The sequence below is a fragment of the Lentzea flaviverrucosa genome (assembly GCF_003350445.1).
GTDB lineage: Bacteria > Actinomycetota > Actinomycetes > Mycobacteriales > Pseudonocardiaceae > Lentzea > Lentzea californiensis.
In genome coordinates this window covers 342161-365195 of sequence record NZ_QQAU01000005.1, presented here as the reverse complement: position 1 = coordinate 365195, position 23035 = coordinate 342161, and the positions used below count along the sequence as shown (strand labels likewise).

25 protein-coding genes are annotated in these 23035 nt (G+C 70.2%); 9 read left to right on the top strand and 16 right to left on the bottom strand.

Annotated elements, in window-relative coordinates; genetic code table 11:
- Positions 1-37: 37 nt before the first annotated feature.
- The 5 genes from DFR72_RS18540 to DFR72_RS18520 form a co-directional block, all read right to left on the bottom strand.
- Complete coding sequence (locus DFR72_RS18540; protein ID WP_170176310.1) at positions 38-865, bottom strand: DUF4349 domain-containing protein; 828 nt, start codon at positions 863-865, stop codon at positions 38-40.
- 81 nt (positions 866-946) lie between these two features.
- Positions 947-1426, bottom strand: a complete 480-nt coding sequence (locus DFR72_RS18535; protein ID WP_090066005.1) for a type III secretion system chaperone family protein — start codon at positions 1424-1426, stop codon at positions 947-949.
- On the bottom strand, positions 1423-2670 hold the full coding sequence (gene mshA / locus DFR72_RS18530) for a D-inositol-3-phosphate glycosyltransferase (RefSeq protein ID WP_090066006.1): 1248 nt from the start codon (positions 2668-2670) through the stop codon (positions 1423-1425). The genes DFR72_RS18535 and mshA overlap by 4 nt, the downstream gene beginning before the upstream one ends.
- Positions 2667-3431: an alpha/beta fold hydrolase gene (locus DFR72_RS18525; RefSeq protein ID WP_090066007.1), complete on the bottom strand. Its 765-nt coding sequence runs from the start codon at positions 3429-3431 to the stop codon at positions 2667-2669. The genes mshA and DFR72_RS18525 overlap by 4 nt, the downstream gene beginning before the upstream one ends.
- Positions 3432-3474: 43 nt before the next feature.
- The gene (locus tag DFR72_RS18520) at positions 3475-4614 is read right to left on the bottom strand and encodes a L,D-transpeptidase (RefSeq protein WP_090066008.1); all 1140 of its coding nucleotides are present in this window, start codon (positions 4612-4614) and stop codon (positions 3475-3477) included.
- A gap of 93 nt (positions 4615-4707) precedes the next feature.
- Between DFR72_RS18520 and DFR72_RS18515 the strand changes: the two genes are divergently transcribed.
- Positions 4708-5439, top strand: coding sequence for an SDR family NAD(P)-dependent oxidoreductase (locus DFR72_RS18515; protein ID WP_090066009.1), 732 nt, complete (start codon positions 4708-4710; stop codon positions 5437-5439).
- Here the strand turns inward: DFR72_RS18515 and DFR72_RS18510 are convergent.
- Complete coding sequence (locus DFR72_RS18510) at positions 5393-6421, bottom strand: chymotrypsin family serine protease (RefSeq protein ID WP_090066010.1); 1029 nt, start codon at positions 6419-6421, stop codon at positions 5393-5395. The genes DFR72_RS18515 and DFR72_RS18510 overlap by 47 nt on opposite strands.
- Before the next feature lie 76 nt (positions 6422-6497).
- The gene (locus DFR72_RS18505; protein WP_245983127.1) at positions 6498-7598 is read right to left on the bottom strand and encodes a UDP-N-acetylmuramate dehydrogenase; all 1101 of its coding nucleotides are present in this window, start codon (positions 7596-7598) and stop codon (positions 6498-6500) included.
- On the opposite strand from DFR72_RS18505, the gene DFR72_RS18500 reads away from it, so the two are divergent.
- The 5 genes from DFR72_RS18500 to DFR72_RS18480 are packed head-to-tail and all read left to right on the top strand — an operon-like array spanning position 7597 to position 11276.
- Positions 7597-8085 carry a DUF2505 domain-containing protein gene (locus DFR72_RS18500; RefSeq protein ID WP_177224553.1) on the top strand — a complete coding sequence of 163 codons (489 nt, stop codon included), beginning with the start codon at positions 7597-7599 and terminating at the stop codon, positions 8083-8085. The genes DFR72_RS18505 and DFR72_RS18500 overlap by 2 nt on opposite strands.
- Entirely contained in the window at positions 8064-8870 is an 807-nt protein-coding gene (locus tag DFR72_RS18495) for an SAM-dependent methyltransferase (RefSeq protein ID WP_090066011.1), read from the top strand. Before DFR72_RS18500 ends, DFR72_RS18495 begins: the two co-directional genes overlap by 22 nt.
- 10 nt (positions 8871-8880) lie before the next feature.
- Positions 8881-9606 carry a maleylpyruvate isomerase N-terminal domain-containing protein gene (locus DFR72_RS18490; RefSeq protein ID WP_245983126.1) on the top strand — a complete coding sequence of 242 codons (726 nt, stop codon included), beginning with the start codon at positions 8881-8883 and terminating at the stop codon, positions 9604-9606.
- 37 nt (positions 9607-9643) lie between these two features.
- Positions 9644-10495: a formyltetrahydrofolate deformylase gene (gene purU, locus DFR72_RS18485; RefSeq protein WP_305728244.1), complete on the top strand. Its 852-nt coding sequence runs from the start codon at positions 9644-9646 to the stop codon at positions 10493-10495.
- 25 nt (positions 10496-10520) lie between these two features.
- Positions 10521-11276 (top strand): hypothetical protein, encoded by a 756-nt coding sequence (locus DFR72_RS18480; protein ID WP_090066013.1) that lies wholly within the window; start codon positions 10521-10523, stop codon positions 11274-11276.
- A gap of 86 nt (positions 11277-11362) precedes the next feature.
- Here the strand turns inward: DFR72_RS18480 and DFR72_RS18475 are convergent, their stop codons facing one another.
- Positions 11363-12337 carry an aminotransferase class III-fold pyridoxal phosphate-dependent enzyme gene (locus DFR72_RS18475; RefSeq protein ID WP_090066014.1) on the bottom strand — a complete coding sequence of 325 codons (975 nt, stop codon included), beginning with the start codon at positions 12335-12337 and terminating at the stop codon, positions 11363-11365.
- Between the two features lie 129 nt (positions 12338-12466).
- On the opposite strand from DFR72_RS18475, the gene DFR72_RS18470 reads away from it, so the two are divergent.
- Positions 12467-13534, top strand: coding sequence for an LOG family protein (locus tag DFR72_RS18470; RefSeq protein WP_090066015.1), 1068 nt, complete (start codon positions 12467-12469; stop codon positions 13532-13534).
- A gap of 3 nt (positions 13535-13537) precedes the next feature.
- Here the strand turns inward: DFR72_RS18470 and DFR72_RS18465 are convergent, their stop codons facing one another.
- Both DFR72_RS18465 and DFR72_RS18460 read right to left on the bottom strand, forming a co-directional pair.
- On the bottom strand, positions 13538-14005 hold the full coding sequence (locus DFR72_RS18465; RefSeq protein WP_245983124.1) for a hypothetical protein: 468 nt from the start codon (positions 14003-14005) through the stop codon (positions 13538-13540).
- A gap of 58 nt (positions 14006-14063) precedes the next feature.
- On the bottom strand, positions 14064-15335 hold the full coding sequence (locus tag DFR72_RS18460; protein ID WP_143086717.1) for a hypothetical protein: 1272 nt from the start codon (positions 15333-15335) through the stop codon (positions 14064-14066).
- 111 nt (positions 15336-15446) lie between these two features.
- Here DFR72_RS18460 and DFR72_RS18455 point away from each other — a divergent pair, with 111 nt between their 5' ends.
- A complete protein-coding gene (locus DFR72_RS18455) occupies positions 15447-18857 on the top strand; it encodes a WD40 repeat domain-containing protein (protein WP_090066017.1) in 3411 nt (1136 codons plus the stop codon).
- On the opposite strand, the gene DFR72_RS18450 is transcribed toward DFR72_RS18455, so the two are convergent.
- Positions 18854-19402: a YbaK/EbsC family protein gene (locus DFR72_RS18450; protein WP_090066018.1), complete on the bottom strand. Its 549-nt coding sequence runs from the start codon at positions 19400-19402 to the stop codon at positions 18854-18856. The two genes, DFR72_RS18455 and DFR72_RS18450, sit on opposite strands and share 4 nt — an antisense overlap.
- Before the next feature lie 75 nt (positions 19403-19477).
- Here DFR72_RS18450 and DFR72_RS18445 point away from each other — a divergent pair, with 75 nt between their 5' ends.
- Positions 19478-20236, top strand: a complete 759-nt coding sequence (locus DFR72_RS18445) for a MerR family transcriptional regulator (RefSeq protein WP_090066019.1) — start codon at positions 19478-19480, stop codon at positions 20234-20236.
- Positions 20237-20266: 30 nt separating this feature from the next.
- On the opposite strand, the gene DFR72_RS18440 is transcribed toward DFR72_RS18445, so the two are convergent.
- The 5 genes from DFR72_RS18440 to DFR72_RS18420 form a co-directional block, all read right to left on the bottom strand.
- Positions 20267-20815: a type 1 glutamine amidotransferase domain-containing protein gene (locus tag DFR72_RS18440; RefSeq protein ID WP_090066020.1), complete on the bottom strand. Its 549-nt coding sequence runs from the start codon at positions 20813-20815 to the stop codon at positions 20267-20269.
- 9 nt (positions 20816-20824) lie between these two features.
- A complete protein-coding gene (locus tag DFR72_RS18435; protein ID WP_090066021.1) occupies positions 20825-21481 on the bottom strand; it encodes an alpha/beta fold hydrolase in 657 nt (218 codons plus the stop codon).
- A complete protein-coding gene (locus DFR72_RS18430) occupies positions 21478-21771 on the bottom strand; it encodes a DUF2516 family protein (RefSeq protein ID WP_256239397.1) in 294 nt (97 codons plus the stop codon). The genes DFR72_RS18435 and DFR72_RS18430 overlap by 4 nt, the downstream gene beginning before the upstream one ends.
- Before the next feature lie 102 nt (positions 21772-21873).
- Positions 21874-22539 carry a hypothetical protein gene (locus tag DFR72_RS18425; RefSeq protein WP_090066022.1) on the bottom strand — a complete coding sequence of 222 codons (666 nt, stop codon included), beginning with the start codon at positions 22537-22539 and terminating at the stop codon, positions 21874-21876.
- 5 nt (positions 22540-22544) lie between these two features.
- On the bottom strand, positions 22545-22922 hold the full coding sequence (locus DFR72_RS18420; RefSeq protein ID WP_090066023.1) for a helix-turn-helix domain-containing protein: 378 nt from the start codon (positions 22920-22922) through the stop codon (positions 22545-22547).
- Positions 22923-23035: the final 113 nt, after the last annotated feature.

The following is a 23035-nucleotide window of genomic DNA, read 5'->3' as shown; positions in this document are numbered from 1 at the left end:
CCGCGCATAACAAAGACACACTCTCAGTAGAACTTGATCACGCTGCTTCGTTCATCCGGGTGACGCGCCTGCGCTTGCGCAGCAGGTGGACCACTAGCGCGGCGGGCACTCCCAGCGCCACGACGAACGGCAGCATCGCGCCGACGCCGACCAGGATCACGCCCACCACCGTGACCAGCGCGTCCCAGCCACCGGCCAGTGCACCGAAGAACCCGACCTTCTCGGGCTCGGGCGCCGCGATCGGCACCGTCGCGACCCGGACGGTCAGCGTCGCCAGGGAGACCTGGCCCTTCAACGACGCGCTGCGCCGCTGCATCGACTCCAGGTCTGCCTGCCGCTTGGTCAGCTCCTGCTCGACCTGCGCGACCTCGGACGTCGACCCGGCCCGTTCGAACAGCACGCGCAGCCGCTCGACGCTGGCCTTCTGCGTCGCGATCCGCGCCTCGACGTCCACCAGCTGATCGGTGACGTCCTGGCTGCGCACCTCGCTGCGGGTGACCTCACCCACACTCGTGAGGTCCCGGACGACCTTGTCCAGCTCGGCCGACGGCACCCGCACGGTCACGGACCCGGAGCTCTTGGTCGAGTTCTCCTCGCCCGCGAACCCGCCGACGGCCGCCGCCCGGTCCTTGACCTGCCCGATCGCCTTCAGCACGTCGTCGCTGCGCAGGTCGACGTTCGCCGTGCGCACCAGCTGACGTTCCTGCTGCTGCACCGGCTGCACGGCCTGCCCGGCGTTGTTCTCCTGCTGCGGCGCCTTCTCCTGGGCCGCCTGCGGTGGAGCAGCGGCGTCCTTGGCCGACATCCCACCGCTGGAGCCACTGCCGCACCCGGTTGCTGCAACGGCCAGCAACGCGATTCCCACCCACACCCCTGGTCTGCGCATGCCTTTCGGACGGGCCGGAGTGATCCGGGGGTTGCCGCCTAGTCCGAAACGAGTCGCCCGCTACTCCGAAACGAGATGTTGGAACGCCTGCAGGTTCGCCAGCGACTCGCCGCGCGACACCCGCCACGCCCACTCCCGCCGGATCGCGTCGGCGAACCCGATCTCGAGCAACGGGTTGAAGTCGCCGTCCGCCGCCTCCAGCACCTGCCCGAGCACGCGGTCCAGCTCGTCCGCGGTCACGGCGTGCTTGCCGACCCGTCCGACCAGGTAGATGTCACCCTCGGCGTCGATCGTGTAGTGCACGCCGTACAGCCGTGCGTTGCGTCGCAGCAGGAACCGGTACACGTCCTCGAACGCCTGGTCCGGCCGCCGGCATACGAAGGCCTCGACCACCAGCGCGTGCGCCGTCTCGACCAGCCAGGCGTTGGTCTGCAGCTTCTTGGTGCCCGGCAGCGTCACGAAGAACTTGCCCGGCTCGCGCCGGTCGTACTCGAGCTCCCGTTCGTCCAGGAACTCCTTGATCACAGCGTCGACGCTCAAGCGAAAACCTCCCGGCGGAACACTTCTCCCGCCTCTTGATACCCCTCGAGCAGGGCATCAGTCGTGCGGTCCCACGAGAAGCGTCGCGCATGGCCCACGGCGTTGCTCGCCAGGTGCTCCCGGTGCGGCAACGCCACCCCGCTGATCGCCGAGGCCCACTCGCCGGGCTCGTGCCCGTGCACGAGCACCCCGGACACGCCGTCGTTGACCGCCACCGGCAGCCCGCCGACGGCCGCCGCGACCACGGGCGTCCCGCACGCCTGGGCCTCCAGCGCCACCAGCCCGAACGACTCGTTGTGGCTCGGCACCGCGACCAGGTCCGCCGCCCGGTAGACCTCGGCCAGCGTCGGCCCCGGTTGCGGCGGCAGGAAGCGCACCACGTCCGTGATCTGCAACTGCGCGGCCAGCTCCTCCAGCGCCTTCGGTCGTTCGGTGCCGGAGCCGGAAGGCCCGCCGACGATCAGCACGACCAGCTTCGACCGCAGTCCGGGATCGCGCACGAGCATCTCGGCGGCGGCCCTGAGCAGCACGTCGGGAGCCTTCAGCGGCTGGATCCGGCCGACGAACGCCAGCACGACCGCGTCCTGCGGGATGCCGAACCAGTGCCGCGCCCGTGCCTGGTCGCCGGGCGTGAAGCGGTCGAGGTCGACACCGGGCGGCACGACGGCGACCTTGGACGGCTCCGCGTCGTAGAGCTTGATCAGCTCGCTGGCCTCGATGTCGGTGTTCGCGACGAGCCGGTCCGACTCGTTGACGACCTGCTCCTCGCCGATCACCCGCATCCGGGGCTCCGGGGCGTCGCCCTCGGCCAGCGCCAGGTTCTTCACCTTCGCCAGCGTGTGCGCGGTGTGCACCAACGGCACGCCCCAGCGTTCACGGGCCAGCCAGCCGACCTGCCCGGACAGCCAGTAGTGCGAGTGGATCGCGTCGTAGTAGCCCGGCTCGTGGCGTGCCTCGGCCCGCAGGACGCCCGCCGTGAACGCGCAGAGCTGACCGGGCAGTTCCTCCTTGCCCAGGCCCTCGAACGGCCCCGCGGCGACGTGCCGGACCCGAACGCCGGGCACGAGCTCGGCGACCGGCGGCAGCTCCGACGACGTGGCGCGGGTGAAGATCTCCACCTCGACCCCGCGCTGGGCCATCCGGGTGGCCGTCTGCACGATGTAGACGTTCATCCCGCCCGCGTCACCCGTCCCCGGCTGTTCGAGCGGCGACGTGTGCACTGAGAGCACCGCGACGCGCTTCATCGGGCGACTCGCAGGAGGTCGGCGGCGAACCGCTCCGGCCGCTCCAGGAAGGGCGCGTGCGCGGTGTCGGGGTACAGGCTCAACTCGGCTCCGGGGATCAGGGCGGCGGAGTACTCGGCGGCCGCGGGGGCGACCACCTCGTCTTGAGTTCCGTGCACGACCAGGGTCGGCACGTCTACGGCCTTCAACACGTCGGCGCTGCCCACGTCCCTGCGGAACAGCTCACCTCGCACTTTATGGCTGACCGAGGTGGCCGAGGCAGTGAGCGTGGCGACCGTCTCAGCAGGCAGGACGGGTGCCATGGCCGCGCAGAACGCCGCCATCACGGCGTCGTCGGTGATCGCGCCGGGCAGGGCGTTCCGCATCACCGGCCCGGTCTCGCCTCCGGGGCGACCGCGGCCGATCTCGGTGATGGCGCTCACGAACACCAGCGCGGTGATCTGCGCGGTGCCGTGGAAGCGGAGGTGGTCGGCGATGACGAGCCCGCCGTAGGACCACCCGACGACCGTCGCCGGTCCGGTGTGGTCGAGCACGGCCTTGAGGTCCGCGGCCCACCGGGAGGAGTCGCGGTAGTCGCCGAAGTCGTCTGATTCGCCGTGTCCTCGCAGGTCCACGGCGTAGGTGTGAAAATCGGGCAGGTCCCAGACAGCACCCGTCTGCGCCCAGCCGTGGATCAGCACCACCGGTGGCGCTCCAGGCCTGCCTGCCTCACGAACGGCCAGTCGTCCCCCGCCGGCCGCCGTCACGTGTGTGAGCTGCACACCCGTACGAACGACCTGGTCGGGGGACGCATTCCCGCCGGTCCTACTTGATGGCGGACTTGCCCTTCCACTGCTCCCACGAGAGCTGCCAGTCGTACCAGTCGAACTGGGCCGGCAGCGTCGTGATCGAGCCGGTCACCTCGACCGGGTCACCGACCAGGGCCGAGTCGTAGTACGCCTTCGCGTCGGCTTCCAGCAGGTTCGCGCAGCCGTGCGAGGTGTTGTTGGTGCCGATGTTCGCCGCGTTGTCGTTGTTCTCGTGGATGAACTCGCCGTGGTTCGAGAACCGGACGGCCCACTTCTTCACGACGTTGGTGTAGCCGTAACGCGGGTTGTCGAACGAGAACGTGTCGTTCTTAGCCATGACCACGAACGTGCCGTTCGGCGTCGTGAGCTCGGGGTCCGCGTCCTTGCCGAACGACGCCGGGTAGTCCGCGACCTGCGCACCGTCCCGGAACACCTTGAGCCGGTGCGTCGGGTTGTCGATCTTCACGACCTGGTTGCGGCCGATGGTGAAGTCGCTGGTCACGTCGGCCTTGCCGAACGCGCCGCCGCCGTAGTTGACGCCGTAGAGCTTGGCCTCGACCTTGACGGTGGTGTTCGCGGGCCAGTACTTCTCCGGCCGGTAGTGCACCTCCTGGGCGGTGAGCCAGGCCCACGAGCCCTGCACGTTCGCCGAGTTGGTGACCTTGAGCGCCTTCTCGACGGTCGCCTTGTCCTGCACCGGCGCCTCGAACTTGACCATGATCGGCGCCGCGACGCCGACGGTCTGGTTGTCGGAGGGCCAGAGCGTCGCGCGGGTCTGCGAACCGGGCGCGACGGTGGTGAACGAGCCCTTGAGCTCGACGGGCTTGCCGTCGGAGCCGACGGCCTTGCCGGTGTAGCTGTACGTCTTGCCGTAGCCCAGCGGCTCGGCCGTCGTCCAGCCCGACTTGTCCTCGGTGAGGGTGCCCTTGACGTCGGCGCCCTCGGGTGACTTCAGTGCGACGGACTCGATCTTGCCGTCCACCACGGTGACCTGGACCGGGGTCGTGACCTGCACGTCCTTGGTTCCGTCGACCGGGGACAGGGTCACCTTCGCGGACGGCAGCGAGCTGTCCGCCTTGGGTGTGCCCGTCTCGACACTCGAGCAGCCGGTCAGCAGCGTCAGTCCAGCGACCAGCGCGACAAGTGTTCTCTTCACGGTTTCGACCTCCCACCATGGTGGACGTCCAACACCCCGTTGCGGTGTGGGTGATGTCGGTCACAACGGGCTCGGCAGCCTACGATCGAAGTCGTGAATCGACCTGTCGCAGTTGTGACCGGAGCTAGCGCGGGCATCGGCGAGGCCACCGCGCGGCGGCTGGCCGCCGAGGGCTTCCACGTCGTGCTCGGAGCACGTCGTCTGGACCTCCTCCACGTTATCGCGAAGGAGATCGAAGGGACGGCCATCGAGCTGGACGTCACCGACGAGACCTCCGTCGCCGCTTTCGCGGACCGGGTACCCGAAGCGAACGTGCTCGTGAACAACGCGGGCGGTGCGCGCGGGCTCTCGACCGTGGCCGAGGGCGTCGCCGACGAGTGGCGCTGGATGTGGGAGGCGAACGTCCTCGGCACCCTGCTGGTGACCAAGGCGTTCATCCCGAAGCTGATCGCGTCCGGGGACGGGCACATCGTGTCCGTGACCTCCATCGCGGCGTACGAGGCCTACGACAACGGATCCGGCTACACGAGCGCCAAGCACGCCCAGTCGGCGTTGCACCGCACGTTGCGCGGCGAGCTGCTGGGCCAGCCGGTGCGGGTCACCGAGATCCAGCCGGGCATGGTCGAGACGGACTTCTCGGCGAACCGGTTCGGCGGGGACACCGACCGCGCGGCCAAGGTCTACCAGGGCATCACGCCGCTGGTCGCGGACGACGTGGCGGACGTGATCGCGTTCGCCGTCACCCGGCCCTCGCACGTGAACCTCGACACGATCGTGCTCAAGCCGCGGGCCCAGGCCTCCGCGACTCGGGCACACCGGGAGTGAGCAAGTCCACGTCCAGCTGACGCAGGACGGGCTCGACGGGGTTCGCGAACCCTCCCGAAAAGGATCCCTTCGAGCCCGATCCGGCGACGTACAGGCCGACGACGAAGTTGTCGGCGTCGACCAGCACGGCCCCGCTGTCGCCGTGGTCGCCGAAGCGTTCGGACGAGTGCACGCGGATCTGGTCGCGCAGGGTCCGCACGCCGATGCCGCCACCGAAGTCGAGCCGCAGCGTCGAGTCCGTCGACTCGATCACGCCGTAGGTGAGTTCGGTGGTGCGGCCGCGTTTGCGCACGGTCGAGCCGATCTGCGCCTTGGCGCTGCCCATGACCGCGCCGATGTCCAGCACCTCCGCGCGGAACGGCCGGGCACCCATCCGCAGCCCCGCCGCCGACACCGCACCCGCGAGCGCCGCCCGGTCCAGCACGGCGACCCGGTCGGCACCGGGCACCCCACCGTCCACTCTGGACGGATGCACGAACTCGTCGCCCACCGCCCACGAGTCGTCGACACAGCCGACGTGGAAAGTGGTGAGCCCCAGCACCTTCCGCGACTCGTCCCGGGTGATCACGAACGCGCCGAGCGTGCCGGCGATCACGAACTCGCCGGCCCGCTCGACCTCCGGTGGCACGACCCGGAACGACCTCGCCGGGCCGATGCCGATGCCACCCCGCAGCACCTGGTGCCGTTCCGCCGCAACGGGTTGCTCGTCCTCAGCACGCGTGATCCTGGCCCGGTGCAGCACGATCGACTCGGCGACGACGTCGGTCGGCACGCCGCCGACCTCCGCCGGGATCTGCTGCGGGTGACCAGGGCCCTTGGCGCACACGTAGACCACGATCGCGACCTTGCCCGTCGGGCGTCCGCCGGTGACCTTCTCGCCGATGTCGACACCGATCACGCCCGGCCGGGACAGGAACTCGTCTTCGACCATGCGCTTGACAGGCCTGACGACCGCCCGCGCGTTCTCGTCGAGGTAGCCCATAGCGACCTCCGTTCCACCCCTACCACAATGAAACACGCCTGGTAGCGGTTCGTCACACGGAGTCACCCGGACGGACTTACAGCTGAACGCCTACGAAGACCGGTTCGGGGTGCAGTTCGACGCCGAACGCGGCCCGCACGCCGTCGCGCACCTCGCGGGCGAGGTCCAGCAGGTCCTCGGTCGACGCGCCGCCGCGGTTCGTCAGCGCCAGCGTGTGCTTGCCGGACAACGACACCCGGCCGCCGGGACCCTGGTGGCCCTTGCGGAAGCCCGCGCGTTCGATCAGCCACGCGGCGGAGAGCTTCCTCTTGCCGTGGCCCGCCGGATAGCTCGGCACGTCGACGTCGGCGCCGAGGCGTTCGGCGATGCGGATCAGCACGCCGTTGAACGTCGAGTCGTCGATGATCGGGTTGGTGAAGAACGAGCCCGCGCTCCACGTGTCGTGGTCGGTGGCGTCGAGCACCATGCCCTTGCCGCGCCGCAGTTCCAGCACGGCCTTGCGGGCCTCGTCCGCCGGCACGCGATCGCCCTGCGCCACACCGAGGACGCGCGCCAGCTCGCCGTAGCGGATCGGCACGGACATACCCCCGGCGGTCAGCGAGAACCTGGTGCGCAGCACGACCGCGTTGTCCGTGCCCTTGAGCACGCTGGTGCGGTAGTCGAGGCCCAGCTTGGCGGCGGGCACCTGGTGCACCTTGCCGCTGCGGCGGTCGAGCAGGTCCACCGACTGGAGCACCTGGGAGATCTCGACGCCGTACGCGCCGACGTTCTGCACGGGCGTGGCGCCGTTGAGGCCGGGGATGCCGGACAGGCACTCGAGCCCGCCCAGGCCCTGCGCGACCGCCTCGGCGACGACCGCGTCCCACTCCTCGCCCGCCTCGACGGTGAACTGGACGATGCCGCCGCCCAGCGGGTCGAGCCGGAAACCCTTGGTGGCGACGTGCACGACCGTGCCGTCGAAGCCGCCGTCGGAGATCACGAGGTTGGACCCGCCGCCGAGCACGAGGACCTTCTCGTCGGCGGCGGCGTCGGCTGTTCGCACGGCTTCGACCAGCTCAGCGGCGGTCGTGGCGTGGACGAACCGCGCGGCCGGGCCACCGAGTCGGAGCGTGGTGCGCTCGGCCAGAGGTACGGACTGCGTGGTGGTCACAGACGTCAACGGTAGCCTCCGCGACATGGCACGCCGCATCGAGCACCACACCACGTCACCCCATTCGGCGGAGAAGGTCTACGGCGCGATGGTCGACGAGACCTATCTGCGGGACCGGCTGGCCGCGATCGGCGGCAAGGACGCCCAGCTCGTGACGTACTCCAGCACCGGTGAGAAGACGTCGTACCAGCTCAAGCAGGGCGTGCCCGCGGAGCACGTGCCGTCCGCGGTCAAGGCGGCGCTCGGTGGCGACCTGGTGATCCAGCGCACGGAGACGTGGGCGGCGGGCGCCGGCACGGTCGAGGTGGCGGTGGGCGGCGTGCCCGGCCGCCTCGACGGCTCGTTCACCGTCCTGGACAACGGATCCGGCTCGAAGCTCACCCTCTCGGGGGAGGTCAAGGTCAGCATCCCGTTCCTCGGCGGCAAGATCGAGAAGCTGATCGCCGAGCAGGTCGCGGTGCTGCTCGACAAGGAGAACGAGTTCACCTCGCAATGGCTCGCAAACCGCGGCTAGCCGCAGGCCGGGCCCGCGCGCTCGGCGTTCCGACCCGCGGCACGACCAACCCGAACCGCCTGCGCCGGGTCGACCGGTGGATGACCGGCACGCTGTCCGGCTTCCTGCTGGACGCGCCCGACCCGCTCGTGGTCGACCTCGGCTACGGGGCCACGCCGATCACCACCGTCGAGATGGCCGCGCGGCTGCGGGCCGTCCGCCCCGACGTGCGCGTGCTCGGGCTGGAGATCGACCAGGACCGGGTGGACGCGGGCAAGGCCGTGGCCGCACCGCCGTTGCTGGACTTCCGGCGCGGCGGCTTCGAACTGGCCGGTGCGCGGCCGGTGTTGTTGCGCGCCTTCAACGTGCTGCGCCAGTACACCGAGGAGCAGTCGTTCGAGGCGTGGGACACGATGCTGTCCCGCATGGCTCCCGGCGGGTTGGTCGTCGAGGGCACCTGCGACGAGATCGGGCGCCGCTGCACGTGGGTGACGCTGTCCGCCGACGGGCCCCTGCGGTTCACGCTGGCGTGCAAGCCGTCCGGCATCGACGTGCCGTCCGACCTGGCCGAGCGGCTGCCCAAGGCGTTGATCCACAAGAACGTGCCCGGTGAGCGCGTGCACGCGTTGCTGACCGACCTGGACGCCTGCTGGGCCACCGCGGCGCCGTTCGCGCCGTTCGGGCCTCGCGCGCGGTGGGTGGAGTCGGCGCGACTGCTGCGCGAACGCGGCTGGCCGGTGCTGGACGACCGGCGGCGGTGGCGGCTCGGGGAAATCACGCTCGAATGGGCGGCCGTCGCACCCTAGGGTGGAATCTGTGGACTTCGTCGCGCAGATCGAGACCCAGGCTTCGCTGATGCGTTCGGCCGTCGTCAAAGCCGGTCCGGACGCCCCCGTGCCCTCCTGTCCCGAGTGGACGGTGCTGGACCTGGTCCGGCACATGGCGGAGGTGCACACGTGGGCGGGGCAGGCCGTCGTGACCGCGCCCGAGGACGGCCGGCCGAAGTGGCCGAAGGCTCCGGAGGGCTTCGACGAGACGCTCTCCTGGTGGGAGACAGGGCTTTCCACGCTCCTGGAGCGGCTGCGCGAGGTGCCCGCCGACCGTCCCGCGTGGACGTTCAGCGGCCCGCAGCTCGCCGGTTTCTGGGCGCGCAGGCAGGCGCACGAGACGTCGATCCACCGCCTGGACGCGGACCTGGCCACCGGCCACGAGCTGCCGCCGCTGGTGTTCGACCCGGAGTTCGCCGCGGACGGCGTCGACGAGTACCTCACCGTGATGGTCCCGCGCCGGATCGAGCTGGGCCAGGGCGTCAAGGCGACCGGCCGGCTGCTGGTGCACGCCGCCGACGCGGGCCGCACCTGGGAGGTCAGGCTGACGGAGGGCGAGCCGCTGGTCGTCACCGCACCGCAGGACTCGGCCTTCGACGAGGACGCCACCCTCGCGGGCACCGCGGACGCGATCTACCGAGCCGTCTACGCCCGGCCGGGCCACGCGATCGTGACCGGAGACGAGTCGCTGTTGGCGGCGCTGCCCAGGCCGTGAATACTTCTGCGGCGTGTCATCGCCTGAACGTCGCTATGTGATCACCTTCGGCTGCCCGGACCGCACCGGCATCATCGCGAGGATCTCGTCGTTCCTCGCGGACAACGGCGGCTGGATCGTCGAGGCCGCGTACCACACCGACCCGGAGACGGGCTGGTTCTTCACGCGCCAGGAGGTCCGCGCGGACTCCCTGCCGTTCGGCGTGGACGAGCTGCGCTCCCAGTTCGCCGAGGTGGCCGCCTCGCTGGGCGCGCAGTCGACGTGGACGGTGACCGACACGGGCGAACGCAAGCGCGTGGTCATCCTGGTGTCGAAGGAGGGCCACTGCCTGTACGACCTGCTGGCCCGCGTCGCGACCGGCGAACTCGACGTCGAGGTGTCCGCCGTCATCGGCAACCACCCGGAACTGGGTGACATCACACGCGCGCACGGCATCCCGTTCCACCACGTGCCGTTCCCGGCCAACGACCCCGAGGGCAAGCAGGCCGCGTTCGCCCAGCTGCGCGAACTGGTGGAGAAGCACGACCCGCACGCCGTGGTGCTGGCCCGCTTCATGCAGATCCTGCCGCCGGAGATCTGCGCCGCCTGGACCGGCCGCACGATCAACATCCACCACAGCTTCCTGCCGTCGTTCATCGGCGCCCGCCCGTACCACCAGGCGCACCGCCGCGGCGTGAAGCTGGTGGGCGCGACGTGCCACTACGTCACCGCCGACCTGGACGCCGGGCCGATCATCGAGCAGGACGTGATGCGCGTGCACCACGGCGACTCGATCGCGGACATGGTGCGCAAGGGTCGTGACATCGAGAAGGTGGTGCTGGCGCGCGGGTTGCGGTGGCACCTGGAGGACCGGGTGCTGGTGCACGGCAACCAGACGGTGATCTTCTAGCGCTGGGGTCTCGGGGGGAGACGCGTTGACCGAGAACGAGAACAACCGCGGGTGGCAGTGGCTGTTGCCCGTCAGCCTGGTGGCCGACGTGTCGGCGATCGTGACCGTGCTGTCCGGATCGGCGTCGACGGCGGCGTTGGTGATCGGAGTCGTCGCACTGCTGATCGGCGCGGGCCTGGTGGCCGCGAAGATCGGCAAACCGGTCGACAAGGTGGTCCTGCTGGCGATCGTCGGCATCATCGCGGGAACAGCGGCGGTCACGGTCGTCGCCACCCGCGCCCTGACGGTCGTGCCCGGTCAGGTTTCGGGTGCGGCCTCGTCCGGTTCCGCCACCACGACGCTCCCCTCGATGAACACGGGTACCTCTCCGGCCGCTCGGACCACGACCACCACGCCACCGCCGGAGGAGGCGCCGGGGGTCAGGCGGACGAGCAAGGACAGGTTGATCCAGCTCACGCAGGGCTACGGTGTCGACCTCGACTCGACGGCGCTGGACTGGGGCGCGGTGAGGACGAACGAGTCGGACCAGAGGTACGACCTGTCCTACGACGGCTACAACCTCACGGCACGCGAGGACCTGGCGCCCGTCAAGGCGGACGCGACCCTCGACGACTGCGTCAGCGCCGGGTACAAGCGTTCGATGAACGGCAAGGGGATCGCTCCCGACGCCACGTTCTGCGTGAAGACCAACGGCGGGACGTTCGCCCGCGTCCGGCTGGCTGACGTGAGAAGCGGAGAACTGCTCGTGCTGGACGCTCTGGTGTGGGACCCGAAGAGCTAGCACTGTGGTTTGAACGAGCAACCAGTACAGGCAGGGTGTCGCCCAAGCGAGCGCCGGGGCGCCTTCACGGCGCCCCGGCATTGCTGTCAGATCTTGTTGGCTGCTCTGCCCACCGCCTCTACCAGCCACCCCGCGTCCGCCGCCGACATCACGGCCGGCGGGGTGAAGCAGACCGTGCGGCCGCGGAAGTCCGCGAGCACGCGCGACCTCAGCAGCTCGCCGGTGAACACGTCGGCGGCCCGCTGGTCCGGCAGTTCGACGCCTAGCAGGAGGCCTCGGCCGGTCGCGTGCGCCTTGCCGGCGACGACGGCGCGGAGTCCGTGCAGCAGCTCGTCGCCGAGCAGTTTGGCCCGTTCGACCAGGCCCTCGGCGGCTGTGACGCGCAGGCAGGCGTTCACGGCGGCGGACGCCAGCGGTGACACGGCTTCGGAGCCGCGCAGCAACGGCACCTCCACCTTGGCTGAGGCGACCACGGCGGCGATCGGGAGCACGCCGCCGGACAGGCCCTCGCCCACCAGCATGATGTCCGGCGTCACGCCGTCCAGGTCCACGCCCCACCACACGCCCAGGCGGCCGAGGCCGGAGCGCGTCTCGTCCACCACGAGCAGGGCGCCGGACTCGCGGCACACCTCGGCCACGGAGCTCAGGTAGCCCGTCGGGGGGAGGGTGGCGCCGCGGACCGGTTCGACGAGCACGCACGCCGGTGGGCCGGAGGCCAGGGTGGCGCGCAGCGCGTCGATGCCGCCGTACGGGACGTCGCCTGTGGTCAGCACGCGTGGGCGGCCGTTCGCCTGTGCGAGGGCAACAGCGAACTGGGCTGCCTCGGAGGCCGAGGCGAAGGTGTGGACGTGGTCGAGCCCGTTGGGGGTGACCAGGTCGAGCATCAGGCGGTCCAGCAGTGACGGCCGGCGCACCTGGCCGACGACGGCCTGCACGACGGCCGGGTGGGCGTGGCCGAGCAGGGGGACTCCGTACCCACCGCAGTCCAGGTGTTCGACGCGGTGGGGATCTACTACTCGTGCGCCTCTGGCGGCGCATCCGGTCAGCAGTTCGGTGGCCATGGCGGGGAACCTTTCCTGGGCAGCGCGGCCCGCGGCCGCTCGTCTCGGGACGGCGAGCGGACCTCAGTTCCCACCAACTCATTCGGATTCCACGGCACGTTGGTTCGCCCGGGGCATAGGCTTTTTCCCGTGCGGATCGAAATCACCGACCTCGACCAGCTGCGGGCAGCCCCTGACCTGCGCAAAGCCGTCATCATCGGCTTGGACCTCACTCGCGAGGACGTGCGGGTGCCGTTCGACGGGGCGCTGCTGCTCGGCTGCACCCTCAGCGAGACGATGCAGCGCAGGGCGGAGGCCGCGGGAGCGCTGGTGTTCCCGGTCATCCCGGACCTGCCCTACGACGTCTACCGGTCGAAGCTGTACACGCCCGCGGAGCTGTTCGCGGGCTTCGACCCGGCCGAACCCAAGTCGTACGCCGACACCCCGGACGCGGAGATCTACCGGCACAGCAGGCAGCAGGGCCACCACCCGGACCCGTTGCACGCGCTGGCCGAACGCCTGCACGACCACTCGATCACCGAGGCCCTCGACGACACGCTGACGGGCTCACCGATCGCGGTCATGGGCGGCCACGCGCTCGCCCGGGGCTCCGGCGGCTACCGCAGCGCGGTCGCGCTGGGTGCCGCGCTGGGCAACGCGGGCTTCACCGTGCTGACCGGCGGCGGGCCGGGCGCGATGGAGGCCGTGCCGCTCGGCGTCCGGCTCGGCGAGGTGAACGACGACGTGCTCGGCACCATCGCGCAGGCCCCGTCGTTCGGCCACGACGACGAGTCGATCGGCAGGTGGCTCGCGGCGTTCCCGGAGGTCCGCCGCTTCGACACGCCGCGCACGATCGGCATCCCGACGTGGTTCTACGGCCACGAGCCGCCCAACCCGGCCTGCGAGCTGCACGCGAAGTACTTCGCGAACTCGGTGCGCGAGGAGGGCCTGCTGACCGTCGCGACCGGCGGCATCGTCTACACGCCGGGCAAGGCGGGCACGGTCCAGGAGGTCTTCCAGGACTTCACGCAGAACTACTACGGCAGCGTCGGCCCGGCCGCTCCCATGATCTTCCTGGGCAAGGCCTTCTGGACCGACGAGATCCCGGCCGCGCCGCTGGTGATGAAACTCGCGGCGGGCCGGGAAGCCGAGCAGTGGATCCTCGTCACGGACGACGTGGACGAGGCGATCGCACTACTGCAGAAGTACCAGTCCTAGTCGTCACTGGTAGCGGTAGCCCGTGCCCGTGAGTTCGACGTCGCCACCGGCGCTGCGGTCCCAGGTGCAGGGCCAGCCGTTCAGCACGCTGTCCTCGTAGTAGTTCTTGTTGCAGTGGCCCCAGTTGCCCTTGCCGAGGCTGGAGATGCAGGCACCGTTGCGGTAGAGCGCGCCGTTGCGGAGGTTCTCCCAGTACACACCGGCCGACGCCTTGTCATTGCTGTTCTGGTCCTGCACCCACCAGTGGTCGCCGCCCTTCTCGTAACAGATCTCGACGGCCGTGTAGGAGTGGCACGTCAGCTGCGAGCGGGGCGGCAGCGTGCCGGCGACGGCCAGCTGGATGCCGTCCGCCGCCGCGGCGACGTCGGACACCGCCTGCACCGACGGGGCCTCCGCCGAGGCGGACGCGGGCATCATCGAGCCCATGACGGCCAGGAAGGCCATCGAGAAAGCAAGCACGAGCTTGCGCATAGAGATTCCTCCAGTTTGCAAGGGTTCCCGCCTCGGAGGAGACGGAAGTCGAGTGGGCTCAGCCGATCTCGCTGAGCGGCACGGCGAAGATCGCTCGCCGGTCGATGAACGTGCTGCGGTCCTCGGTCCAGGCGTGCTCGGAGACCGTCCAGAGCTTTCCGGCGGTGATTCCCGGGCCGTGCTCGTGGTAGAGGTCCTCGCCGCCGATGGCCCAGCTGTTGGTGCTCGTGGCTCCGCCGAGGGAACCGAAGTGCATCCAGCTGTGGTTGCGGTTCGAGCTGCGGCCGAGGTAGTAGGTGTCCTTCCAGGTCTGGACGCCCTGGAGGTTGCTGCGCGGCACGGTCACCACGTCCTGCGGCACGGCCTTGCCGCTGGTCAGCGTGAGCTGCCGGGACGAGGCGTCGACGCGGTAGCGGACCACCCGGCCACCGTCGACGGCGACGTCGGTGCTGCGCTCGTCGCGGTACTCGCCGACGACGAGCGTGTCCGGCGTGGTGCTGCGGTCCAGCGACAACGACGAGAAGCACAGCTGCGCGGCGCTCGGCACGCAGTCGTCCCGCACGGCCTGCCGGTACCAGCCGACCTGCGGCAGCACGTACTTGTAGTTGTAGGCGTAGTAGTCGCTGCCGCTCTTGCCGATGCTGTCCTGCGCGTCGGACACCTCGAGGAGGCGTTCGACGTCGAACACGCGCAGGCCGCCGGAGGTGTCGGCCACGTAGAGGTAGTGGCCGAGCCAGGCGAGCCCGCCGGCGTGGATCGGCACCGCCTTGTAGTCGGCGTTCGCGGTCGGCTCGACCAGCAGCACGTGCCGGTACTTGCGGTTCTTCATGTCCACGAACGAGATCCGCACGCCCTTGTCCGGCGCGGAGCCCTTGTAATGCCAGCTGACGAGCAGGATGCGGTTCTCGCCCCACAGGCCGTCGTCGTCGGCGTCCGACGAACCGGTGACGCCCTGGGGGATCCAGTAGGCGACCTTGCTGTCACCGGGGTCCCAGCAGAACTTCTCGCTGCTGTGCAGGATCTGCCCGGACGTCAGCGGGTAGTCCGTTCGGTCGTAGTTCTCCGGAAGCGCGTGCTGCTGCGCGCTGTTGCAGGAGGCGATGTCCCGGTTCGCGTCACGCAGCAGTGCGGCGACCGACGTCGTGGTGCCGGCCGCGGCCTGCAACCGCGCCGCGGAGGACTCCAGACTCCAGTCCGGGGTCAACGCGAACGCACCCGTTGGGCGGCTGTGGATTAGGTCGTCCGCCGCCTCTTGTGCCTGCACGGGCAACGCCGTGCTCAGCACACCCGTCAACGCCACTAGAAGTGCTGTGCGCCAGCGTCTGGTCATCATCGCTCCTGCTCAGCCCGAAGTCGTTGCGGCACCAGGTTTAGAGCGGGTTGAGTTGATCAGGCAGTGGCGCAGGCGCTTTTCAATCAACTCAGATCAACTGGAGTCCGAGTGGGTAGACGAGAGCGGCCGATCGACCCCGAGGAGGGCCCGGTCCAGCGGTTCGCCTGGGAGCTCCGGCAACTGCGGGAGAAGGCGGGCTCGCCGAACTACCGGACGCTCGCCCAACGCGCGCACTTCTCCGCCACCGCGCTGTCGCAGGCCGCCGCGGGAGAGCAGCTGCCGTCGCTGGCGGTGGCGCTCGCATACGTCCAGGCGTGCGAAGGTGATGTGGCCCAATGGGAGCAACGCTGGCGGCAGGCCGCCAAGGGGCACGACGACTCGCCGCCGTACCTCGGGCTGACGGCGTTCGGCACCGGCGACGCGGACAGGTTCTTCGGACGGGACGACCTCGCCGCCGACATCGTCGATCGCATCCGGAGGCAGCGCGTCGTCGGCGTGTTCGGGCCGTCGGGGTCGGGCAAGTCCTCGTTGGTCCACGCCGGGGTGCTGCCGGCGCTGGAGGACTGGACGGTGATCACCGCGACGCCGACGACCTGGCGCGGCGGCCAGGCCGATCTCGTCGTGGTCGACCAGTTCGAGGAGCTGTTCACCCACTTCGACAGCGCGGTCGACCGGGAGGCGTTCGTCGCCTCGCTGCTCGACGGCGGCAACCGGGTGCTGCTGGCGGTGCGAGCGGACTTCCTGGGCCACTGCGCCACGGTGCCCGCGCTGGTGGACGCGTTGCGCGACGCCCAGGTGCTGGTCGGGCCGATGACCGACGACGAACTGCGGGCCGCCGTCGAGCTGCCGGCCGTGCGCGCCGGGCTGAAGGTGCAGCCGGACATGCTCGCGGCCGCGATGGCCGACGTGCGCGGGCAGTCGGGTGCGCTGCCGTTGCTGTCGCACGCGCTGCTGGAGACGTGGCGAAGACGCGATCGCGGCAGGCTGACCCTGGAGGGCTATCGGGCCAGTGGCGGCGTCACCGGCGCCGTCGCTGCCACGGCCGAGAGCACCTACGCCGAACTGTCCGTTCGTGGTCGAGCCGTCGCGCGTGCCGTCCTGCTGAGGCTCGTGCAGACGCACGACGACGTGAACGACCTGCGTCGCCGTGCTCCGCTCGACGAGGTGATGGCGGCAGGCAGACCTTCCGACACCGCACACGTCGTGAACGTCCTCGCCAACGCACGGCTGATCGTCGTCGCGGACGGCGTTGTGGAGCTTGCGCACGAAGCACTCGTGCGCGCGTGGCCACGGTTGCGGCAGTGGATCGACGACGACCGGGAGTCGTTGCGTCTGCACCGCGACTTCACCACCGCCGCGGCGGCGTGGCAGTCGGCCGGTCGCGATCCCGGCGAGCTCTACCGGGGCGTCCGGCTCGCCGCGATGCGTGAACTGGCCGGCCGCATCGAGTGGCCGGTGTCGTCCAACGAACTGGAGCGCGAGTTCCTGCAGGCGGCGGTGGACGAGGAGAACGCGTCCCGGCAGGCCGCGGACCGGCAGTCCCGCCGGTTGCGCACGCTGGTCAAGTCACTGGCCGTGCTGACCGTGGCGTGCCTGGTGGTGACGTTCGTGGCCGTCGTGCAGGGCAACGCCGCCCTGAGGGAACAGCAGATCGCCGAGTCACGCCAGATCGCCGTGCAGGCACAGGAACTCAGCGCGTCGTGGCCGGACGCCGCCGCACGGCTCGCCGTGGACGCCTACCGCACGTCGGCGACCGCCGAGGCGCGCGGGGCGTTGCTCAGCACCGCGGCCTACAAGCCGGCCCGAACGGTGTTGAAGGACCATCGCGGGCCGGTTCGCGCGGTCGCGTTCAGCGCGGACAGCTCGTTGTTCGCCACCGCCGGCGACGACCACTCCGTGCTGCTGCGGTCGCCCTCCTCCGTAGCCGCACCGGCGGTTCTGGCGCAGCACAACGGTGCCGTGCGTGCACTCGCGTTCATGCCCGGCGGCACGACCCTGGTGTCCGCGGGTGATGACCGGCGAATCATCCTGTGGGACACCAGAACGCGCCTGCCGTTGCGGACCGTCTCTCTCGACGCCGGGGTACGAACGCTCGTGCTCTCAGCGGACGGCTCGACCGCCGCGGTCGCGACCGCCGACGGCCTGATCTCCCTGTGGCGCACGGACGACTGGACGCGAACAGACAGCATCTTGCACGAACTGGGCGAGGTCCACGCGTTGTCGCTGAACGGATCCGTGCTCGCCGCAGGTGGCGAGAAGGGCACGTTGGTGGTGGAGAACGGCGTCACGCGCACGTTCACCGATCACGTCTCAGCCGTCCGCACGGTCGCGTTGAGCCCTGACGCCCGTGTGCTCGCTTCTGGCGGAGACGACCACCAGGTGGTGTTGCGGGTGCTCGCGACCGGCAAGACGTACGGGCTGCGCAGGCACGTCGGCGGCGTGCACTCGGTGCAGTTCGACGCGACCGGCACCAAGGTCGTGTCCACCAGCGACGACGGCAGCATCCGCTGGTGGACCGTGCCCGACGGCGGGTGGCTGACCGGGTTGATCACCCGCACGCACCCGTTCTACGTGGCGGCGCTCAGTCCGGACGGCAACTGGTTCGCGGCGGGCGGCGACGAGAGCGTGAGCCTCTGGAACCTGCCGCTGCCACCCCTGACCGGCCACACGAGCCCGCCGGACGGCATAGCGCTCTCCCCGGACGGCGCGGTGCTGGCCACCGGCGGGCGCGACCGGATGGTCCTGCTGTGGAACCGCGAGGGCAGGCAGATCGGACGCATCGACGTCCCGGCGCACGTCACCTCGCTGGCGTTCCGCAACGACACCGAGATCGTGGTGGCCGACATGCGTGGCGTGCTGTCGTCGTGGCGCACCGACGGCCGGCTTCTGCACACCTGGCAGAGCCATCGCGGCGCGATCAAGAGCCTCGTCGTGTCGGGCGACCGCGCGGTGACCGGCGGCGCGGACGCCGCGGTCGTCGTGCAGGACCTGAACTCCGCCGAACCGGGCCGCGCGCTGCCCACCGGACATTCGGGTCCGGTGAACACCGTGGCGTTGCTCGGCGACCTCGTGGTCTCGGGCGGAGCCGACGGCCGCGTGCTGCGGTGGTCCGGTGACCAGGTCGAGGTGGTCCGGGAGACCGGCCCCGCGGTGAAGTCGATCGCCGCCGTACCGCGGTCGGACCTGCTGGCGGTGGGCGACGCGGGCGGTGAGGTCTCCCTGTGGGACCGCAACGGCAAGGCGCGCACACTCGTCACAGGCCGAGGCGCCATCGGAGCGGTCACCGCCAGCCGTGACGGCACGACCGTGGCGGCCGCCGCGAACGACAGCTTGATCACGTTGTGGCAGGTCACCGACGGCGCGCAGGTGGCGACGCTGACCGGGCACACCGGCCCGGTCAACGCCGTGCTGTTCGACGCGGGCGGCGACCTCACGTCGTCCGGCCCGGACCCGCGGGTGATCAGGTGGGAGCTCGACCCGGACCAGGTGATCGCCCGCCTGTGCGCGCCGGACTGCTAGCGAGCCAGATCCGGCAGGACCTCGGCCCCGGTGAGCTTCATCAGCACGTCACCGGGGATGAGGATCTTGCTGCCGCGGATGCCGCTGCCCACGACCAGTTCGGGGGCGGCGGCCACCTCGGGCGAGACGAGGATCGGCCAGTCCGCGGGCACACCGATGGGCGTGATGCCGCCGTACTGCATGCCGGTCAACGCCACGGCCTCGTCCATCGGCGCGAACGACGCCTTGCGCGCGTCGAGCCGCTTGCGGATGACCCCGTTGACGTCCGCACGCATGGTCGCCAGCACCATGCAGGCCGCGAAACGGACCTGGTCACCGCGCTTGCCCGCGACGACCACGCAGTTGGCCGACGCTTCGAGCGGCGACCCGTAGTGCGCGCAGAACTCGGCGGTGTCCGCCAGGGAAGCGTCGATCTCGGCGACGGCGACGCGGTCAGCGCCGTCCAGGGTCTTCAGCGCGGCCGCGACCGGTTCGGGCACCAGGTCTAGGCGAGACAGCACGGGGACGGGTTGCAGCGATCCAGCGATGGTCCACACGTCGCCCATCCTGCCAAATTCCCCTTTGACCTTTACGTTGCGTCAACCCCTACCTTCATTTCCAGAGCGCGAAGGAGGAACCGAATGGCCTGGTCGATCGCCCAGGTGGCCCGGATGTCGAAGGTGACGTCCAGGACGCTGCGGCACTACGACTCGATCGGGCTGCTGCCGCCGGCCTGGATCGGCGACAACGGTTACCGCTACTACGAGAAGGAACAGGTGCACCGCCTGCAGCAGATCCTGCTGCTGCGCGACCTGGGCCTGGGCCTCGACGTGGTGGCGAAGGTGCTCGACGGCACGGACCAGCTGACCGTCCTGCGCAACCACCACCGGTGGCTGCGGGACGAGCGGAAGCGGCTGGACCGGCTCGCGAGCACTGTCGCGCGGACGATCGAAGAACTGGAAGGAGGGGACGAAGTGAAGATGGAAGAGTTGTTCGACGGCTTCGACGCGAAGAAGCAGGAACGGCACGAGGCCGAGCTCGTCGAGCGCTACGGCGAGGGTGCGCGGGAGCACATCGCCGAGAGCCGCAAGAAGATGCAGGGCTGGACGCGCGCTGACGCCGACCAGTTCATGGCCGAGTGGCGGGACATCGCGGAGAAGCTCGGTGCCCTGTACACGGAGGGCGCGGCGATCGACGCTCCGCGGACGCAGGAGCAGGTCGACCGCCACTACCGCTGGATCTGCCTGAGCTGGAAGCCCAACCGGGAGTCCTACAAGGGCCTCGGCGACCTCTACGTCGACTCGGACGAGTTCCGGGTCAACTTCGAGGTCGACGGCGGCGGCAACATGGCCGAGTGGACGCGTGACGCCATGGCGCACTACGCCGACACCCGCCTCTAGAAGATCACCGGGAGCTGCAGATCCCGGTGATCACCCCAGGTCGAACGCCTTCAGGGCTTCCCGGTTGAACGCCGGCAGGTCGCCGGGGTTGCGGGACGTCACGAGTGTCCACCCGTTCATGTCGCACACCCGGACCTCCTCGTCGGCCCAGTCGCCGCCCGCGTTGCGGATGTCGGTCCGCAGGCTCGGGAACGAGGTCAGCATCTTGCCGCGCACCACACCCGCCTCGACCAGGAGCCACGGCCCGTGGCAGATCGACGCGATCGGCTTGCCTGCGGCGACGAGGGCCTTCACCAGCTCGACGGCGTCGTTGTCCATGCGCAGGAAGTCGCTGTTCGCGACGCCGCCGGGAATGACGGCACCGTCGTAGTCGTCGGCGTCGGCGTCGGCGAAGGTCGTGTCGACGGGGAACGCGTCGGCGGGCGTGAGGTGGTTGAAGCCACGCACCTCACCGAGCTTCGGCGCGAGCAGGCGCGGTACTCCGCCGGCCTTCTCGACGTGCGCCCACGGATCGGTGAGCTCGACCTGCTCGATGCCCTCTTCGGCCACCAGGAAAGCGATCTTCTTCTGTTCAGCCATGCACTTCGGCTACCCGGCGAAGAAGGAGACCAACCGGTGCCGGATCTCGGTCCGATGGGTGATCATCGGTGAGGGCGAGTCGATCAGCCACAGCTCCCCGGCGGGGAACGCCGCCGCTGTCGCCTTGGCCACGTCCTCGGGGTGCAGCGGGTCGCCGACGGCGCCGATGACCAGCACCGGAACGGACACGGCAGCCAGCACGGAGGCGTCGGGAACGGCCACCTGGCCGGGCAACTGCTCGGCGGCGGCCTCCAGCCGGGCCAGCGCGGCCCTGCGCTCGGCCACGTAGACCGGTGGCCCGACGGTCAGGTCGGACAGCTGCTGCAGCGTGAACGACTCGCGACGCTGGTCCAGCACCGCGGGCAACAGCAGGGCCACGCGAGCGAAACGGTCGGGTTCGACGGACAGCAACCGCACCAACGCGCCGGCGCCCAGCGACACACCAACGGCCTGATCAGCGGGAACGGCGCCCAGATCGGCCGCGATCCGGCCGTAGTCCCAGTAGCCCTCCGGCGCGTCCGGGGCGTCGCCGTGCGAAGGCAGGGTCACCACGACGCGGGTGCCGGGCAGCCCGGAGGCGGGGATCCTCGCCTCGCCGGGCGTGGCGCCGAGCCCGTGGGCGACCAGGGTCACCGGTGAGCCGGAGCCGTACGAGTGGGTGATCACCAACGCGGGCCGCGCTGGACCTCGATCAGCTTGGGGCGCACGTCCACCATGTACACGAGCACCGCGATGAGGCCGGCCAGCCAGAAGATCGACCCGACGCCGCCGGGGCCGAACAGCAGCAACGCCGCCGTGCCACCGCCGGTGATACCCAGCCAGGCGGGCTTGGTCATGCGTTCGATCGCGTTGTACGCGTCGACGCGCTGGGTCAGCGCATGGAAGAACGCGAACAGCCCCATGATGCTGAACCCGAGGTCGAACACGAAGTACACGACGGTGTCGAGGTACCAGATGCTGAAGATCGGGATTTGGAACACCCGACCAGACTACGTGCACGTACGCCGGGAGGGGAGCAGCCCTCGCGGACTGCTCCCCTCCCGGTGGTTCTCAGCGACTCACTTGGTGGTGTTCGGCGTGGTCTTCTTCGCCGCGGTGGTCGTGGTCGTGGTGCGGGTCGTCGTCGCCGGCTTGCGCGGCGCCGTGCGGTTCGCGGTCTTGCGGGCGGTGCTGCGGACCTCGTGCGCGGCCTCGCCACCGACCTCGACGATCTCCTCCGCCAGCTTCTCGGCGGCGTCCTCGACCTCGAGGGCGACCTTCTCGCCGACCGAACGGGTGCGGCGGGTCACCTTGCCGAGCACGTCGTCCGCGATCACGCGGGCGTCGGCGGCAGCGGACCCGGCGCGCTTCTGCGCGGCCTCGACGGCCTGCTCGACCTGCTCCACGGCCTGCTTGACCTGCGGCTGGGCCTTGATCTGCTCCAGCGTCTGCTCGCCCTGGTCGGCGAGGTAGGTGTACAGGTTCACCGCGGAGGCGGTGTAGGCGTCGACGAGCTTCTTGAGCTCGGCCGGCTGCAGCTTGTCGCGCAGGTCGTTCAGCTCGGTCGGGAGGTCCTTGGCCTGGGTGCGGGCCTCGTCGGCGCGCTCCTTGGCCTTGGTCAGGGCCTCGACGACCGCCTTGGCGGCGAGGTCACCGGCACCGAGCGCGGCGAGCAGCGCCTGGCGTGCGGCGTGGGCGCCCTGCTCGGCGGCCTTGCGAACGTCGTCCTGGGTGAGCTTCGGCATGGAGATCAGTCCTCCTCGTTGGTGGCGGTGTTCTCCCGCCGGAAAGATTCGTAGACGTCGAGCAGCACCTGCTTCTGCCGCTCGGTCAGATCGGTCGCGGCGACGATGGCGTCCGCCAACGCACCGCCTTCGCGCTGCTGGAGGATCCCGGCCTCGACGTAGAGCACTTCGGCCGAGATGCGCAGGCCCTTGGCGATCTGCTGAAGGATCTCCGCGCTGGGCTTGCGCAGTCCTCGCTCGATCTGGCTGAGGTATGGGTTGGAGACACCCGCCTGCTTCGCCAACTCCCGCAAGGAGATCTTGGCGGTGTTGCGCTGCTCGCGGATGTACTCACCGATGTTGCGGCCGAGGTCCGCGACTGCCTTGTCGATGGACTTGTCCACTGTTCCCGCTCCCGTTCCTCGTGCCACCGACCACGTTAGCGACGAGTGCTAGCAGTTGCAAGCACCCTGCAAGCAATCGCTGCGTGTGCTCCGCCACAGGGATACCGTGGGGG